Here is a 15830-nt window from a genome sequence, read left to right as displayed (position 1 = left end):
TAATCATGGACGAATTCGATGTAGTCGTTGTCGGTGGCGGCAGCGGGGGCAGTGCAGTCGCGGGGCGTCTGGCGGAAGCGGGCAAGCGCGTCTGCCTGCTCGAGGCAGGCCCGCGCAACAATGGCATGCTGGTGCGCACCCCGGGCTTCATGCCCTTCCTGCGCAACGCATCGAATTATCGCTATGACACGGTCCCGCAAAAGGGGCTCAATGGACGTATCGGATACCAGCCGCGCGGACGGGGCCTTGGCGGATCATCGGCTATCAACGCGATGGTCTACATCCGCGGCAATTCCTTCGATTACGACCAGTGGGAAAGCCTCGGCTGCACCGGCTGGTCCTATGACGACGTGCTGCCCTACTTCAAAAAGGCCGAACACAATGTGCGCGGCGAAGACGAATTCCATGGCGACGACGGCCCTCTGTGGGTGAGCGACCAGAAATGGCCGAACCCGGGCAGCCTCGCCTTCGTGGAAGCCGCTGCGCAATTACAGCTGCCGCGCAATGCCGATTTCAACGGCGCGAAGCAGGAAGGCTTCGGCCTCTACCAAGTCACCCAGAAGGACGGCGAACGCTGGTCCGCCGCCCGCGCCTATGTCGAACCCAAGCGAGGCTCGAAGAACCTCGACATCAGGATCGGGGTCACCGTCCAGAAACTGGAGATCGCGGACGGCCGCGTGACCGGCGTGACCTATTCGGCCGGCAAGCGCCGCCGCACGGTTACCGCAAAGGGAGGCGTGGTCCTTTGTGCAGGCGCCTTCAATTCTCCCCAGGTGCTCATGCTGTCCGGGATCGGTCCTGCGGAGCATTTGAAGGAGCATGGCATCGATGTCGTGATCGACAAGCCGGCCGTCGGGTCGGACCTCCAGGATCATATCGACTACGTTTCCAGCTGGGAAACCGGGAGCAAGGAATTCATCGGCAGCAGCCTTGCCGGCACCGCCCGTATGGCGAAAGCCATCATCGAACATCGCCGCAAGCGGACCGGGATCATGACCACGCCCTATGCCGAGGCGGGCGGTTTCTGGAAGGTCATGGACGATGCCCCTGCCCCCGATATCCAGTGGCACTTCGTCCCGGCCATGCTTGAGGATCACGGCCGCGAGAACGTGAAGGGCCATGGCTTCTCGCTCCATGCTTGCGTGCTGCGCCCGGAAAGCCGGGGGACCGTACGCCTCGCCAGCCGCGAGGCGAGCGATGCGCCGGTGATCGACCCGAACTTCCTCGACGACGACCGTGACATCGCTGTCCTGCGCAAGGGCGTTCGCCTCTCGCATCGCATCGCGGAATCGCCGAGCCTTGCGAAGTACAATCCGCAGGACCGCTATCCCATCGATCTCGACGATGACGACCAGCTGGACGAGCTGATCCGCAACCGCGCCGATACGGTTTATCACCCGGTCGGAACCTGTCGGATGGGACCGGACGATAGCGATGTCGTCGATCCCACGCTCAAGGCGCGCGGTGTCGAGGGTCTGTGGATCGCGGATGCATCGATCATGCCGCGTCTCGTCAGCGGCAACACCAACGCGCCGAGCATCATGATCGGCGAACGGTGTGCGGATTTCGTGAAGGCGGAACTGGGCGCCTAGCGCGCGAGCCGTTTGGCCATGGTTGCAAGGGGGACGGGCACGGCGCCGTTGGTGTCCTCCCACTCGCTTTCCACCACATAGCCGCAGCGCTCGTAGAACGGCTTTCCGGCCATGGTGGCCGCCATCTCGATTTCGGCGAAACCTTCCTTCGCAGCAGCGGCTTCGGCTGTCGTCAGGATGAGGCGCCCGACACCCTTCTTCGTATGATCCGGATGGGTATACATCGCCCTGATCCGGGCCCGATCGGTGGCGGGATCGAGAAGGCGCGGGTCGCGTCCCGCCGAATGATTGCCGCCATATAGCGTAGCCCGGCGCGACCATCCCCCGCACCCGACCACAATGCCGTCCTCGACGACGCAAAAATAGGTCCCGTCTTCGATCAGCAGGCGGTCGAGGCCCATTCCAGCCTTCGACGCCTCGATCTGCTCGTCTGTCAGATATCCGACCTGCAATCGCTCGATCGCGAGGTCCATGAGTTGGCAGATATCCTCTTCGTCCTGATCGGTCGCAATTCTGATTTCGAGCATCATCAGGTCCTCAAACAAAAAGGGGCGACCATCGAGGCCGCCCCTTTCAATGACTGTGTCTACCCCAGGCTTACCACTGGAAGCGGGCGCGCAGGTAGTAGCTGCCGCCATTGAAGCCGAAGGGCGAACGTTCGCCATACTTCGCACCGACGATGCCCGAATAAGGGTTCAGCGTCGGATAGTTGTCGAACATGTTCTGCGCACCGACTGCCAGTTCAAGGCCGTCGATCACTTCATAGCCAAGTTCCGCATCGAAGGTCAGCTCTGCCGATGCATCGATCGGAAGGGTCGAATCCTCGAGGTGGGCTTCGTAATAGCTGCCGAAGTAGTTGGCGCGCAGGAGTCCGCGGAAGCGGCCCTGTTCATGGGTGATGTTCAGGAAGCCCTTCCACTTGGGCAGGCTTTCCTCCAGCTGGCGGACACGGGTGGCCGAGATGGTTTCGCCAACATCGGTCACTTCCGTTTCGGTGTAGTTGATTGCCAGCGTCGCACGCGTCGTGCCGCCTTCGATCGGGTAAAGCCTTGCATTCGCCACGAAGTCGAGGCCCTGCGTGCGGGTATCGAAGTCGTTGTTGAAGAAGGTGAAGGCCACGAGGTCTTCGAACCCGGTGAAGTCGTTGCGGTCGATCACCCCCGCACCGTCGAGCTGCGTGAGCAGTTCTGCCGGAGCCGGCGTGAAGGTATCGGTGCAATTGTTTGCCACGCCTTCACGATTGGCGAGATAGCAGAGCGCTGCCGGGAAATCGATCGTCGAGGAACGCGAGATGCGATCCTTCAGCTTGATGTTGAAGTAATCAAGCGTGACCGAGAAATCGCCCATGTCGCCAGCGACACCGAGGGTGAAGCTGTCGGCTTTTTCGGGCCCGAGGGTCGGACGATCGAGGCCGAGGCCGCCATTGGCAACCGTGTCCGCGATGTAGTCCGAAGCGATCAGGCCGGCAGGGCTGAACAGCGGGAAGGTGCCTTCGTCCTGCAGTTCGCCGTTGGAGAACTGCGTGGTGACGTTGATCACGTTCGCCTGGCCTGCGGTCGGGACGTGGAAACCGGTCGAATAGGTACCGCGAAGGCGCCATGCGTCCGACAGCTTGAACAGGCCGCCCAGTTTCCAGGTCACGGTATCGCCAAAGCTCTTGGTGTCTTCGTAGCGAACCGCACCCTGCAGGGTGAGCGCATCGATGAGGTCGGCTTCGATATCGATGTATGCCGCCTTGTTGTCTTCCTTGCTTGTGCCGGCCGAATTGGTGGCGAAGCCGGGGAAGCCGTTCGAGCTGGTCGAGAAGCCCTGTCCGGTCGGATAGGCAGCGCTCGGCTGGGCGAGCGGACCGAGTTCGAACGAGGCCGGATCACCGGCAGTGATGCCGAATTCCTCGTCGCGATATTCGGCACCGGCCGCGATGTATACGCTGCCCTCACCCAAGGCGAGATTGTAGCCGAGATCGAGGTTGACCACATTTTCCGTCTGCGAATAACCGCCGGGGCTGAATTCGGTCGGCGTGTTCGGACCAAGCGAAGCGTTCACGGTGTTGCGGATCGAGAAGCTCGATTTGTTGCGGCCGTGGCGATAGCTGAGGTCGAAATCGAGCGCGTTGAACAGCTGGCCGCGGATACCGACGGCAGCCGAATAATCCTCGATGTCGCCGCCGAAACGCGGGGTGAAGCCGCCCGGGAACAGCTCGACGAAAGAGAAGCAGTTCGCGTCTGCCGAAACCTGCGCCAGGATGGTGGGATCGGGGATCAGGCCGCCCTGCGTAAGCGGGATACCGGCCGGGCAATCGCCTGCCGTATCGATCGAAAGGTCGCCCACGAGGACCGACGCGACACCGCCATCTTCTTCGGCAAGGGGAGCGCCCGTCGCAGGATCGACGAAGGGTCCGGCATAGACGCCGCCACGATTGGTCGGGTTGCGGAAGAAGAAACCGCCGTCGACGTTACGCTCGGCGTAGTTGCCGAAAGCGTAGAGTTCGATGGCGGGCGAAAGTTCGAGGCCGAAGTTGGCAAAGAACTTCATATCGTCGTTGACGTTCGGCTGGCCCCAGATCTGGGCCGGATCGGCAACGGCGGTATTGCCGGCAGCGATCAGCGCGGCAGCGTCGTCGCGCTGGACGGAACGGACAGTCGCATCGGATTCTCCATATTCGGCCGACAGGTTGAGGAAACCTGCTGCCGTGACCGGGATGCCGACATTGGCGGCGATGGTGTATTTGTCGCCGTCGCCTTCATAGGTCTCGCCCCATTGTGCGGACACGGTGCCGCCGTCCGGGCTATCCTTGAGAATGAAGTTGAGAACACCGGCGATGGCGTCCGAACCATATTGGGAGGATGCGCCGTCGCGCAGCACTTCGAGCTGCTTGATCGCGATCGACGGGATGACCGAAATGTCGGGGCCCTGCGACCCGTCCGAGATGCCGCCGCCGAGGAAGGCGATGACCGCAGCACGGTGCTGGCGCTTGCCGTTGACCAAGACCAACGTGTTATCGGGCGAAAGTCCGCGAAGGTTTGCAGGACGAACGAGCGTGGCAGCGTCCGAAATCGGCTGCGTGCCCACGTTGAATGAGGGGACCGAAACGCGAAGGACGTTGCCGATATCGCTATCGGCCTGGTTATTCAGTTCTGCAGTGGAAACGATATCGACCGGCGCGACGGTGTCCGCAGCCGAGCGGTCGGCCTGGCGGGTACCCGTGACGATGATGGCGCGGTCGGCCTGTTCGGCGGCGACTGCATCGGTTTCGATCCGTGTCTGAGAATCCTGCGCCATTGCAGGCGCGGAAGCGACAAGCGCGGCTGCACCGCAAAGAAGCGCTGCACGCGTCGCAAGAACACTGTTCTGATTATTAGTCATTACTCTCTCCTCCTGAGAACGAGCCCAGTGATTGAATCTGACGCTTTGGATGTTGCTTGCGCAATAGTATTTCGTGAGGCGGAGAATGAACCGAAAAGCAGTGTGACAGCTTTGCAACATAAAAAGAGGCCGGCCCCGTCAGGGAACCGGCCTGTTAAAGTCTTGTGTTCGCAGGAGGAACATCGGTGGGCGGGGCCGCCCGTGAGGAGAGAGGAGAGAGTTAGGCGGCCCCGCCGAGTTGGTGATCAGTTGTAGGCACGTTCTCCGTGTTCGGAGATATCGAGGCCTTCGACTTCGGCGTCTTCGGTGACCCGCAGTCCGATCAGAGCCTTGACGACAAGGCCGGCGATCAGGGTGCCGATACCGGCCCAGGCAATGGTCACGAGGACGCCGAACGTCTGGATCCAGAGCTGCGCACCGAGAGCGGTCGAACCGTCGCCGGGGCCACCGAGGAACGGCTGGTAGACGACTGCCGTACCGATAGCGCCGACGATGCCGCCCACGCCGTGGATACCGAATGCATCGAGGCTGTCGTCATAGCCGAACTTCATCTTCACCTTGGCGACGAAGATGTAGCAGACGGCCGAACTCAGGATACCGAGCAGGATCGCACCGAACGGACCGCTGTTGCCTGCTGCCGGGGTGACGGCAACGAGGCCTGCAATGACGCCCGAGCAGAAGCCCAGCGCGCTGCCCTTGTGGCCCGCTGTCCGCTCGATGACCATCCAAGTCAGCGCACCGGCTGCAGTGGCGACGAAGGTGTTGATCATCGCAAGACCGGCCGAACCGTCGGCTTCCAGAGCCGAACCGGCGTTGAAGCCGAACCAGCCCACCCACAGCAGGCCCGTGCCGACCATGGTCAGCGTCAGGCTGTGCGGCATCATCGGTTCCTGCGGCCAGCCACGACGCTTGCCGAGAAGGTAAGCGAGGACGAGGCCCGAGATACCGGCGTTGATGTGCACCACGGTGCCGCCAGCAAAGTCGAGCGCGCCGTCTTCGAACAGGAGACCGCCGCCGGCCCAGACCATATGTGCGATCGGGAAGTAGACGATGGTCAGCCAGATCGGCACGAAGGCCATGACCGCGCTGAACTTCATGCGCTCTGCCGTTGCGCCCAGGATCAGGGCAGCGGTGATGGCTGCGAATGTCATCTGGAAGCTGATGAAGACGTACTTGCTGATGACCTCGTCGGTGAAGGTCGCGGCAGTGCTGCTCGCGTCGGTACCGGAAAGGAAATAGCTGCCACCGCTGATGAAGAGACCGAGAGTGCCTTCATAAGTGGTGTCGCCGAAAGCAAGGCTGTAGCCCCACATCACCCAGATCAGCATTGCGAGCGCGGCAGTGGCGCCGATCTGCGTCATGGTTGAGAGCATGTTCTTCGAACGGGTCAGGCCGCCATAGAACAGGGCCAGGCCCGGAAGAATCATCAGCATCACCAGGACGGTGGCGGTCATCATCCAGGCATTGTTCCCGGGGTTGGGCACGGCGGCAGCCGCTTCGGCGGCCTCCTGTGCGAAAGCTGCCGTAGCAGTGGTGAACGAGGCGGCAAGGACGCCGGCCCCGGTAAGAATCTTGCGCATGGTCATGGTGCTCTCCTTGCGGCTCACAGCGCGGTTTCGCCGGTTTCGCCGGTGCGGATGCGGGTGGCGTCGGTGAGGTCGAAGACGAAGATCTTCCCGTCGCCGATTGCTTCGGTGCTGGCGGTTTGCTGGATCGTCTCGATGACTTGCGGTGCGAGATCGCCCGCCACTGCGATTTCCAGCTTCACCTTGGGAAGCATGTTGGTCGAATATTCGGCACCGCGATAAATCTCGGTCTGCCCCTTCTGGCGTCCGAAGCCCTTGACCTCGGACACGGTCATTCCGGCCACACCGATACTCCCGAGCGCTTCGCGCACTTCGTCGAGCTTGAATGGCTTGATGACAGCGATGATGTATTTCACGCCTTCACCCCTCTGGCTGCGCACCGGCCAAGCACCGGCCTTCGCACCTGCAGCACGAAGCGTGCCAAATGCGTATCGGGAGTGTTTTCAGGCTATTTCAAGGGGGCGCACGCAATGAGGTGCTCAATTATTAGGCTGCTGCCTATTTTTCCATCAGCTCCAGCGTCGCAACCACGGGCAGATGGTCTGAGGCCACTGCGGAAAGCGCGGTGTGGTGGACATGCGCCGAATGGCAGGCCCAGTGAGGGCTCGCGACGATGCGGTCGAGCGTGGCAACCGGCTGGCGGCTCGGATAGCTCTTCCCCGGCGTGACCACGGTCCAGTCGCTGGCAAATTCGCGCATAGCCCCTGTCGCGCGGCCCCACTGGTTGAAATCGCCCATGATCACCGTCGGCACCGGCTGCGTGGCTGACGCCACGAAATCCAGCAGCGAGCGGATCTGGTCGCGGCGGCGCAGGCCGGACAGGTCGAGATGCGTGCCGATAACCCGCATCATATGCCCCTCGACCATCAGATCGCCGCAGGCGGCTCCGCGCGGCTCCAGCGTCGGCAGGTCGAGCGCCTCGCCGCCACGGACATCCATTCCGCGCCTGACGAGGATCGCATTGCCATGCCAGCCGATGCTGCGCGGGCGCTTGGCCACTTCGACCAGTCGCCAGTGGGTGTCGTCGAGTTCGGCGCGCGGGATGGTCGTCGCCCGGTCACCGATCCTGCGATCGACTTCCTGAAGTGCGATTACGTCGGCGTCGATTTCGTGAATTACGGAAAGGATGCGCTCGGGATCGCGCTTGCGGTCGAGCCCGACTGCCTTGTGAATGTTGTAGCTGGCGAAAGTAAGCTTCACGCGCGCGCTATTCGCCCCCGATGTACCGGTCGGTCGTGCGCACGGGGATACCGTCGATACTTGTGTCGCGACCCTGTTGCTTGGTCAGCCATTCACCCGGATCGGACTGCTTGTGCGCCTTCTGCAGGGTCGCGCGTTCGTCGCGATATTCCATGAAGGGCACACCCCAGCCGCAGCTGGTCTGGACGCTTTCGACGGCAATGTCGAAAATCTGACGCGTCCCTGGCAGCAGGTCGAAATGTGCGGCGAGTTCCGCCCAATCCGCGTCCTGCGGCAGCACCGCGCGACCGGTCCCGTAAATACGCAGGATCAGCGCCGGACGGTCGAAATTGCAGAACATCAGCGTAATGCGCCCGTCGCGCGAAAGGTGCGCGTGGGTTTCATTGCCCGATCCGGCAAGGTCCAGATAGGCGACCCGCTCGGGCCCGAGAACGCGAAATGCATCATAGCCCTTGGGGCTGAGATTGATGCGGGCATCTTCGGCGGCGGTGGCGACAAAGAAGACCGGCTGCTTGCCGATCATCGCGATATGCTTGTCGTCCAGCGCGTCGAAGAATTCTGCCATCAGAGGAAATCCCTGATTGTCTTCATGAACCGGTCGAACTGGTCGTGATGGAGCCAGTGTCCGGCATTCTCGAATTCGATCACCTTGGCATTGTCGAAATGATCGAGCCTGCCGTCACCTTCGGGATTGGAGGCCCAGCTGTCCGCCCCGTAAAGCAGGAGGGTGGGCGCAGTGATCGCAGACCATGTCTGGTGCAGGAACTCATCGGCGATGTCCTCGACCGCCCAGACATTGAGATGCGGATCGAATTTCCAGCTGTAGGTCCCGTCCTCGTTGCGGTTCACGCCGTGGATGGTGAGGTGCCGCGCCTGTTCTTCCGTCAGGTAGCTGTTTTCCTCGATCATGCGCGCGAAAGCGGATTCGATGCTGTCGTACTTGCGCGGCATCCGGCCAGATGCACCGCGCTTTTTCTCGATCCATTCCTTCATGCGGACGGGATACGGGTCCTCGCGCATTTCGGCCTGCCGCTTGGGGCTGGGACCGAGGCCCTCGATCGCGACGATCTTGGTCACCATTTCGGGGAATGTGCCCGCATAGCGCAGCGAGACATTGCCGCCCATCGAATGGCTGACGATCGTAACCGGGCCGACGCCGAGCTGATGGACCAGCTGTGCAAGGTCATAGACCATGTCGTTGACGTGGTAATTGCCATCCGAGACCCAGTCGCTGTCGCCGTGGCCGCGGTGATCCATCGCCACGACGTGCCAGTCGTCGCGCAATTCTTCGGCCACCCAATCCCAGCTGCGCGCATGGTCGCGCCCGCCGTGGACCAGTACGAGAGGCGGCTTTCCGCGGTTGCCCCAATCGAGATAGTTGAGGCGCAGGCGTTGGGAAATGAAGGTCTGGGAAGTCGGGCCGGTAAGCGTCATGGCGTTCCCATGCCGCGAAGCAGCGCCGCTCGCAAGCCTACCGCTCCTTCGTGGCCGAGAAGGTCAGGTCGGGATTCTTTTCCTGCTGGTAGGAAACGTCCCAGGTGCTCTTGGCCATGAAGACCAGGTCGCCGTCGCGGTCGCGGGCTAGATTGGCGCGGTTGTATTTCTCGAATTCGTCGAGCGCCTTCTCGTCGCCCTTGAGCCACCGAGCGGTCGCGAAGGGCGACGCTTCGAGGCCCGCCTCCACCTTGTATTCGGCCGACAGACGGCTGATCAGCACCTCGAGCTGGAGCTGGCCGACCACGCCCACGATGTGCTGGGCGCCGAGTTCGGGATAGAAGACCTGGATCACGCCCTCTTCCGACAGATCGTCCAGCGCCTTGCGCAACTGCTTGGTCTTGGTCGGGTCCTTCAGCTGGACGCGGCGCAGGATTTCCGGTGCGAAATTCGGCAGGCCGGTGAACCGGATGTCATTCTTTTCCGACAGCGTATCGCCCACGCGCAGCGTGCCATGGTTGGGGATGCCGATGATGTCGCCCGGCTCTGCGAAATCCGCGACCTCGCGGTCCTGTGCGAAGAACAGGATCGGTGAATGGATCGAGATGGGCTTGCCGAGACCCGACGGCGTCAGCTTCATGCCGCGTTTGAAGGTGCCGGACACCTGCCGCATGAAGGCGATGCGGTCGCGGTGGTTGGGGTCCATGTTCGCCTGGACCTTGAAGATGAAGCCGGTGACCTCGTCGCGGGTCGGCTCGATCTGTTCGTCACCAGCCGGCTGGGGGCGCGGCGGCGGCGCGTATTTCGCGATCGCCTCGATCAGTTCGGTCACGCCGAAATTCTTCAGTGCCGACCCGAAATAGACCGGGGTGAGGTCGCCATTGCGATAGGCCTCGAGATCGAATTCGGGATAGCCGATCTGCGCCAGTTCGATGTCCTCGGCGAACAGCTCGGGCAGCTCGGGGTTTTCGTCGCGCTTGCCCTTGAACTCCTTCGACGGGCCTTCCGGGCGCGCCACTGCGCCGGTTTCGAAATCGAGAATGCCTTCGAACTGGCCGCCCATGCCCACCGGATAGGCCTGCGGACTGACGTCGAGCGCCAGCATGTCGGCAATCTCGTCGAGCAATTCGAACACCGGACGGCCTTCGCGGTCGACCTTGTTGACGAAAGTGATGATCGGCACGCTGCGCAGGCGGCAGACCTCGAACAGCTTGCGCGTCTGCGGCTCGATACCCTTCGCGGCGTCGATCACCATGATCGCGGAATCGACGGCAGTCAGCGTGCGGTAGGTGTCTTCGGAGAAGTCTTCGTGGCCCGGCGTGTCGAGCAGGTTGAAGGTGATGCCATCGCGCTCGAAGGTCATGACCGAGCTGGTCACCGAGATACCGCGCTGCTGTTCTATCTTCATCCAGTCCGAACGCGCACGTCGGGCAGCGCCGCGCGCCTTGACCTCACCGGCGAGGTGGATCGCGCCGCCGGTCAGCAGCAGCTTCTCGGTCAGCGTGGTCTTACCCGCGTCGGGATGCGAGATGATCGCGAAAGTGCGGCGGGACTGGGTGGTATCGGAATTCGCTTGCGCCATGCGCCGCGCGCTAGACCGACAGCGCCCCCGCGTCCACCGCTAAGCGTGTTGGACAGGCCTTGCCGCCTTAAGCGAATGGAAACACTCGCTATTTAGGTTGAGGCCACGAATTGGGGGGCACGATGTCTATAGTACGTAGCATAATGACTATATTTGGCGCTATTTTCTTGGCGTCTTGCGGGAATTCCGGCGAATATTACGAGAAAACACCTGAACAGGTGACGCATGCTATCAAGAGTGCGCACCTTCCAACACATGTGCTCGGCAAGCAGGTCAAGCGCAGCCGCGTCACCCAGCCCGCTCCCGATACGGTCGTCACGACGCTGCTGGGCGAAGGCGGACGCGAAATGATGCACTTCGTCACCACCGTCACGCCCGATGGCACCGGCTCGCGCGTCGCCACCGAGATCGCGATCCCGGAAGGCGTGAAGGAGCGGCTCGACGAAGCCGTGGCGAAGGATCCGATGGCGAATTATGCGATGAACCTGATGCATGTCGTCGCGCGCGAACATGTAGTCGCGGCGATCGAGGGCCGCCCGTTCGACATGACGCTCGGCAACCCAAAAGCCGAGGTGGCTATGCAGATGAACCCGGAAATGCGCGCGCAAATCGAGGAGGCCAACAAAGCTGCATCCGATATGGCGAAACAGGAGCAGCAGATGCATTTTAGCCAAAGCTACGGCAATGATTGGGGCGACAGCGGGTCCAGCACAGGCGACGGCTGGGGGGATTGAGCGTAGCCGCCGTCAGTCGCCGCGGGCGACCCGGAAGCCGCCGAAACTCTGGCTGACGGGCATCAATTCCAGCGTATTGATATTGAGGTGCGGCGGTAGCTCGGCGACCCAGCGCACGGTTTCCGCGATATCGCCTGCGGTCATGGGATCGGCGCCGCCATAGAGCATTTCGTGGGCTTCCTCATTGCCGCCCGTGCGGACGAGCGTGAATTCGGTTTCCACCATGCCCGGCTCGATCGAGCATACGCGCACGCCCGTTCCGTGCAGGTCGCCCCTCAGGCCAAGGCTGAACTGGCGCACGAAGGCCTTGGTCCCGCCATAGGCATTGCCGCCCGGATAAGGGTAATTGGCCGCCACGCTGGAGATATTGATGATCGCGCCCTTGCGCTCGATGAGGCCAGGCAAAAGCTTGTGCGTGATCGAAGCCAGAGCCGTGACATTGGTCTCGATCATCGTCTTCCACTGGTCGAGATCGGCCTCTTGCGCAGGAGCCGTGCCAAGCGCAAGGCCGGCATTGTTCACCAGCAGGTCGATGCTCGAAAACGCTTGCGGCAAGCCGTCCAGCGCCGCATCGCGCGCCGCTTCGTCGCGGACGTCGAAGCTGGCCCCATGGACCTTATCCGCACCCAGATCCGCGACCAGTGCGTCCAGCCGTTCCTTGCGCCGCCCCGTCGCCACACAGCGCCAGCCGCTCGCGACCAGTGCGCGAACCGTCGCCTCTCCGATGCCCGAAGTTGCGCCAGTGACGAGGGCAGTCTTCATCCGCGCAGCTCCGCACCCTGCTTGGCCGCATTTGCGACGATCTTGTCCGAGATCGCCTTGATCTCTTCGTCGGTGAAAGTCTTCTCGCCGGGGCGCAGTACGACTTCAACCGCAACCGACTTGTGGCCGTCGGGCACTCCTTGGCCGGCGAAGACATCGAAGACGCGAGCGTCGACGATCGCTTTCTTGTCCGCCCCGCGCACTGCCTTGACGAGGTCGCCAGCAGGCAGGTCCGCCGGGACGAGGAACGCGAAGTCGCGGGTCACGTCCTGCAAGGCCGGTGGCGCATAGGTCGCGCGCGCAAATCCGCCGCCGCCTTTCTTCGCCGGGATCGCGTCGAGGAAGATTTCGACTGCCACGACCGGTCCATCGATGTCGAAAGCCTTGAGCGTGTTGGGATGAAGCGCACCGAAACGGGCGAGCACATTCTTCGGGCCCAGACGCAAGGTGGCCGACTGGCCCGGGTGGAACTGCTCGCCAGCCTCGCCCATCACCATGAGGTTGCCGACCGGGGCACCGGCTGCTTCGAGCAGCGCAACGGCTTCTGCCTTGGCGTCATAGGCATCGAACTTGGCGCCCTTCCCAATGGACCAGCCGCGCGCGGTCTTCTCTCCGGAAAGCACGACGCCGAGCGTCGGCTTCTCGTCACTCGCGCCATTTGCCCCGCGGAAATAGCGTCGCCCGATTTCGAACAGGCGCGCGCCGTCGGACCCGCGATCGGCATTGCGCTTGGCTGCCGAAAGCAGCCCCGGAATAAGCGAGGGGCGCATGGCCTTCATGTCTTCGCTGATCGGATTGTCCAGCACCCACAGCTGGGCACCGTCGGCGAAATGCTCCGCTTCGGCAGTCGGCAGGAAGGACCAGGTGATCGCTTCGTTGAGGCCGCGTGCGGCCGCGGCACGGCGCAGCTTGCGTTCCGCCTGCTGGAGCGGCGTTGCCGTCGGCAATGCGACACCGGGACGGCGCGGAAGCGGGGTGCTTTCCACCTCGTCGATACCGTGGATGCGGACCACTTCCTCGACCAGGTCGGCCGGGCCTTCGATATCGTGGCGGCGAGGCGGGCATGTGACCGTCCAGTCATCACTCACTTCGAAATCCAGCGAAGTCAGGATGGCGCGCTGCTCGTCCCGGGGGACTGCAAGGCCACCGATGCGCTCGGTCAGGTCGGGGTCGAATTCGATCTTCAGTGCATCGGTCGGCGGAGTGCCTGCGCGCACCACCTCGGTCGGCTCACCACCGCAGGTCTTGGTGATCAGGCTGGTCAGGATGGCGAGGCCATCGTCGAGATATTCCGGATCGACACCGCGCTCGAAACGCGTGCGAGCATCGGAGGCAAGGCCGAGCTTTCGCCCCGTCACGCCGATGCGCTCCGGATTGAAATAGGCGATCTCGAGCAGGACGTCGGTGGTGCCCTCCGTCGCGCCCGAATGCTCGCCGCCCATGATGCCGGCGATATCGTGCACGCCGTTGTCGTCGGCGATCACGGTCATCGTGTCGTCGAGCGTATAGGTCTTCTCGTTCAGCGCCTCGACCGTTTCGCCGTTCTTGGCGCGGCGGGCCACGACAGCGCCCGACAGTTTCGCCAGGTCATAGACGTGCGCCGGGCGACCGAAAGCGAGCATCAGGTAATTGGTCGCGTCGACCAGTGCCGAGATCGGGCGCTGGCCTGCTGCAATCAGGCGGCGCTGCATCCACTCGGGCGAAGGCTTGGTGTTGTCGACCCCGCGAATGACGCGGCCATAGAACGCCGGGCATCCTTCGGGATCGTCGGTGCGTATCTCGATCGGGCAGGGGTCCGACGCCTCGATTGCGGAAGCTTCGACCGGCTTGAAGGTGCCGAGGCCAACCGCCGCAAGATCACGCGCGATGCCTTCGACGCCCATGCAATCGGGGCGGTTGGGCGTGATGGCCACATCGAAAATGGGCGAGGCAGAGTGATATTCGGCGAAGGTCTGGCCGACCGGCGCATCGTCGGGAAGCTCGATGATCCCGTCGTGCTCTTCGCCCAATTCGAGTTCGCGAACCGAACACATCATGCCGTTCGATTCGACCCCGCGGATCGCGCTCTTGCGCAGCTCCATGCCGTTTGCCGGGACCACCGCACCGGGCAGGCCGAGCACGCCTTTCATTCCGGCGCGCGCATTGGGGGCACCGCACACGACCTGCAGCGGATCGCCCTCGCCCGTATCGACGGTCAGCACCTGCAGCTTGTCGGCATCGGGATGCTTGGCCGCGGTCAGGACCTTGGCGACACGAAAGCCGTCCAGCTTTTCTGCCGGGTCCTCGATCCCCTCGACCTCATGGCCGATACGGTTGAGCGCAGCCGCGATGTCCGCGACGCTCGCGTCGGTATCGAGGAAGTACTTAAGCCATTCGAGCGAGAACTTCATGCGCTTGCTCCCACGCCTGCGGAGAGGGTCGGCTGGTCGAAGGGCGAGAAACCATAGTGGTCGAGCCAGCGCTGGTCGCCGTCGAAGAAGGCGCGCAAATCATCCATCCCGTATTTGAGCATGGCGAGGCGGTCGACGCCGACGCCGAAGGCGAAACCTTGCCACTCGTCCGGGTCCAGCCCGGCGAATTCGATCACGCGGCGATTGACCATGCCGCTGCCGAGCAGTTCCATCCAGCCGTGGCCGGGCGCATCGCCGTCACCGCCGAGCACGCGGCGACCGTTCACGTCCTGCCAGCCCACGTCGACCTCGACCGAAGGTTCCGTGAAGGGGAAGTAAGAGGGGCGCAGGCGCAGCACGATATCGTCGCGCTCGAAGAACGCCTTAAGGAAGGTTTCCAGCGTCCACTTGAGGTGGCCGAGATTGATATCCTTGTCGATCACGAGGCCTTCGACCTGGTGGAACATCGGCGTGTGCGTCGCGTCGCTGTCGGAGCGATAGACGCGGCCCGGCGCAATGATGCGGATCGGCGCACCCTGCTTCACCATCGAGCGGATCTGCACCGGCGAGGTGTGCGTACGCAGCAGCATGCGGCGCCCCTCACTGTCCACGTCGGGGAAATAGAAGGTGTCGTGCATGGCGCGCGCAGGGTGCGTTTCAGCCATGTTGAGCGCGGTGAAGTTGTGCCAGTCGTCTTCGATTTCGGGACCGGTGGCGACCGAGAAGCCGAGGTCGGCGAAAATCTCTGCCAGTTCGTCCATCACCTGGCTGACGGGGTGGACGCTGCCCTTCGGCGATTGCGGTTCGGGCAAGGTGAGGTCGAGCGTTTCGGATGCGAGCCGGCGTTCGAGCTCGGCTGCGTCGAGCGCATCCTTCTTTGCAGCGATCGCATCGGCTACATCGCTGCGCAGGCCCTGGATCTTCGGCGCTTCACTCTGGCGCTCTTCAGGGCTCATCTTGCCCAGCGTCTTCATCAGTCCGGAAATCGAACCCTGCTTACCAAGCAGTTCGACGCGCAAGCTCTCCAGTGCGGCGGCATCCTGTGCTTCTTCGATACGCGTCAGCGCGCTCTCACGCATTGTAGCCAGATCGGTCATCTATTCCTCGGGAATCCTGTAGGGGGCTGCCTCTAGCGGCATCGGCCGAAATGCTAAAGCCCAGTTTCAGCGTCGAAGCCTAAGTGC

The 15830-nt window shown here is 62.8% G+C and carries 13 protein-coding genes; 2 read left to right on the top strand and 11 right to left on the bottom strand.

Annotated features, from left to right (window positions below; genetic code table 11):
- Positions 1 to 5: 5 nt before the first annotated feature.
- Positions 6 to 1592: a GMC family oxidoreductase gene (locus tag LCM24_RS06990; RefSeq protein WP_224803324.1), complete on the top strand. Its 1587-nt coding sequence runs from the start codon at positions 6 to 8 to the stop codon at positions 1590 to 1592.
- Here LCM24_RS06990 and LCM24_RS06985 read toward each other — a convergent pair.
- From LCM24_RS06985 to LCM24_RS06950, 8 genes are all read right to left on the bottom strand, one after another.
- Entirely contained in the window at positions 1589 to 2122 is a 534-nt protein-coding gene (locus tag LCM24_RS06985; RefSeq protein WP_224803323.1) for a GNAT family N-acetyltransferase, read from the bottom strand. The two genes, LCM24_RS06990 and LCM24_RS06985, sit on opposite strands and share 4 nt — an antisense overlap.
- Positions 2123 to 2189: 67 nt before the next feature.
- A complete protein-coding gene (locus tag LCM24_RS06980) occupies positions 2190 to 4958 on the bottom strand; it encodes a TonB-dependent receptor plug domain-containing protein (RefSeq protein WP_224803322.1) in 2769 nt (922 codons plus the stop codon).
- Positions 4959 to 5203: 245 nt separating this feature from the next.
- Complete coding sequence (locus LCM24_RS06975) at positions 5204 to 6544, bottom strand: ammonium transporter (RefSeq protein ID WP_224803321.1); 1341 nt, start codon at positions 6542 to 6544, stop codon at positions 5204 to 5206.
- 17 nt (positions 6545 to 6561) lie between these two features.
- Positions 6562 to 6900 (bottom strand): P-II family nitrogen regulator, encoded by a 339-nt coding sequence (locus LCM24_RS06970; RefSeq protein WP_224803320.1) that lies wholly within the window; start codon positions 6898 to 6900, stop codon positions 6562 to 6564.
- Between the two features lie 142 nt (positions 6901 to 7042).
- The gene (locus LCM24_RS06965) at positions 7043 to 7744 is read right to left on the bottom strand and encodes an endonuclease/exonuclease/phosphatase family protein (RefSeq protein ID WP_224803319.1); all 702 of its coding nucleotides are present in this window, start codon (positions 7742 to 7744) and stop codon (positions 7043 to 7045) included.
- 7 nt (positions 7745 to 7751) lie between these two features.
- Positions 7752 to 8309 carry a pyridoxamine 5'-phosphate oxidase family protein gene (locus LCM24_RS06960; protein WP_224803318.1) on the bottom strand — a complete coding sequence of 186 codons (558 nt, stop codon included), beginning with the start codon at positions 8307 to 8309 and terminating at the stop codon, positions 7752 to 7754.
- A complete protein-coding gene (locus LCM24_RS06955; RefSeq protein ID WP_224803317.1) occupies positions 8309 to 9178 on the bottom strand; it encodes an alpha/beta fold hydrolase in 870 nt (289 codons plus the stop codon). Before LCM24_RS06955 ends, LCM24_RS06960 begins: the two co-directional genes overlap by 1 nt.
- A 37-nt stretch (positions 9179 to 9215) precedes the next feature.
- Complete coding sequence (locus LCM24_RS06950) at positions 9216 to 10760, bottom strand: peptide chain release factor 3 (RefSeq protein ID WP_224803316.1); 1545 nt, start codon at positions 10758 to 10760, stop codon at positions 9216 to 9218.
- A 218-nt stretch (positions 10761 to 10978) separates the two neighbouring features.
- On the opposite strand from LCM24_RS06950, the gene LCM24_RS06945 reads away from it, so the two are divergent.
- The gene (locus LCM24_RS06945; RefSeq protein ID WP_224803315.1) at positions 10979 to 11494 is read left to right on the top strand and encodes a hypothetical protein; all 516 of its coding nucleotides are present in this window, start codon (positions 10979 to 10981) and stop codon (positions 11492 to 11494) included.
- Positions 11495 to 11506: 12 nt separating this feature from the next.
- Here LCM24_RS06945 and LCM24_RS06940 read toward each other — a convergent pair whose 3' ends face one another.
- The 3 genes from LCM24_RS06940 to pheS are packed head-to-tail and all read right to left on the bottom strand — an operon-like array spanning position 11507 to position 15743.
- Complete coding sequence (locus LCM24_RS06940; RefSeq protein ID WP_224803314.1) at positions 11507 to 12256, bottom strand: SDR family NAD(P)-dependent oxidoreductase; 750 nt, start codon at positions 12254 to 12256, stop codon at positions 11507 to 11509.
- The gene (gene pheT / locus LCM24_RS06935; RefSeq protein ID WP_224803313.1) at positions 12253 to 14646 is read right to left on the bottom strand and encodes a phenylalanine--tRNA ligase subunit beta; all 2394 of its coding nucleotides are present in this window, start codon (positions 14644 to 14646) and stop codon (positions 12253 to 12255) included. Before pheT ends, LCM24_RS06940 begins: the two co-directional genes overlap by 4 nt.
- A complete protein-coding gene (pheS, locus tag LCM24_RS06930; protein ID WP_090477265.1) occupies positions 14643 to 15743 on the bottom strand; it encodes a phenylalanine--tRNA ligase subunit alpha in 1101 nt (366 codons plus the stop codon). The genes pheT and pheS overlap by 4 nt, the downstream gene beginning before the upstream one ends.
- Positions 15744 to 15830 lie beyond the last annotated feature (87 nt).

The sequence above is a fragment of the Qipengyuania aquimaris genome, from assembly GCF_020171965.1.
Lineage (GTDB): Bacteria > Pseudomonadota > Alphaproteobacteria > Sphingomonadales > Sphingomonadaceae > Qipengyuania > Qipengyuania aquimaris_A.
This window is presented reverse-complemented; position numbering and strand designations above follow the sequence as displayed.

Coding starts and splice junctions, on each gene's coding strand:
- pheS (WP_090477265.1), bottom strand. CDS start 15,743: ATGACCGATCTGGCTACAATGCGTGAGAGCGCGCTGACGCGTATCGAA.
- LCM24_RS06980 (WP_224803322.1), bottom strand. CDS start 4,958: ATGACTAATAATCAGAACAGTGTTCTTGCGACGCGTGCAGCGCTTCTT.
- pheT (WP_224803313.1), bottom strand. CDS start 14,646: ATGAAGTTCTCGCTCGAATGGCTTAAGTACTTCCTCGATACCGACGCG.
- LCM24_RS06950 (WP_224803316.1), bottom strand. CDS start 10,760: ATGGCGCAAGCGAATTCCGATACCACCCAGTCCCGCCGCACTTTCGCG.
- LCM24_RS06955 (WP_224803317.1), bottom strand. CDS start 9,178: ATGACGCTTACCGGCCCGACTTCCCAGACCTTCATTTCCCAACGCCTG.
- LCM24_RS06975 (WP_224803321.1), bottom strand. CDS start 6,544: ATGACCATGCGCAAGATTCTTACCGGGGCCGGCGTCCTTGCCGCCTCG.
- LCM24_RS06940 (WP_224803314.1), bottom strand. CDS start 12,256: ATGAAGACTGCCCTCGTCACTGGCGCAACTTCGGGCATCGGAGAGGCG.
- LCM24_RS06960 (WP_224803318.1), bottom strand. CDS start 8,309: ATGGCAGAATTCTTCGACGCGCTGGACGACAAGCATATCGCGATGATC.
- LCM24_RS06990 (WP_224803324.1), top strand. CDS start 6: ATGGACGAATTCGATGTAGTCGTTGTCGGTGGCGGCAGCGGGGGCAGT.
- LCM24_RS06985 (WP_224803323.1), bottom strand. CDS start 2,122: ATGATGCTCGAAATCAGAATTGCGACCGATCAGGACGAAGAGGATATC.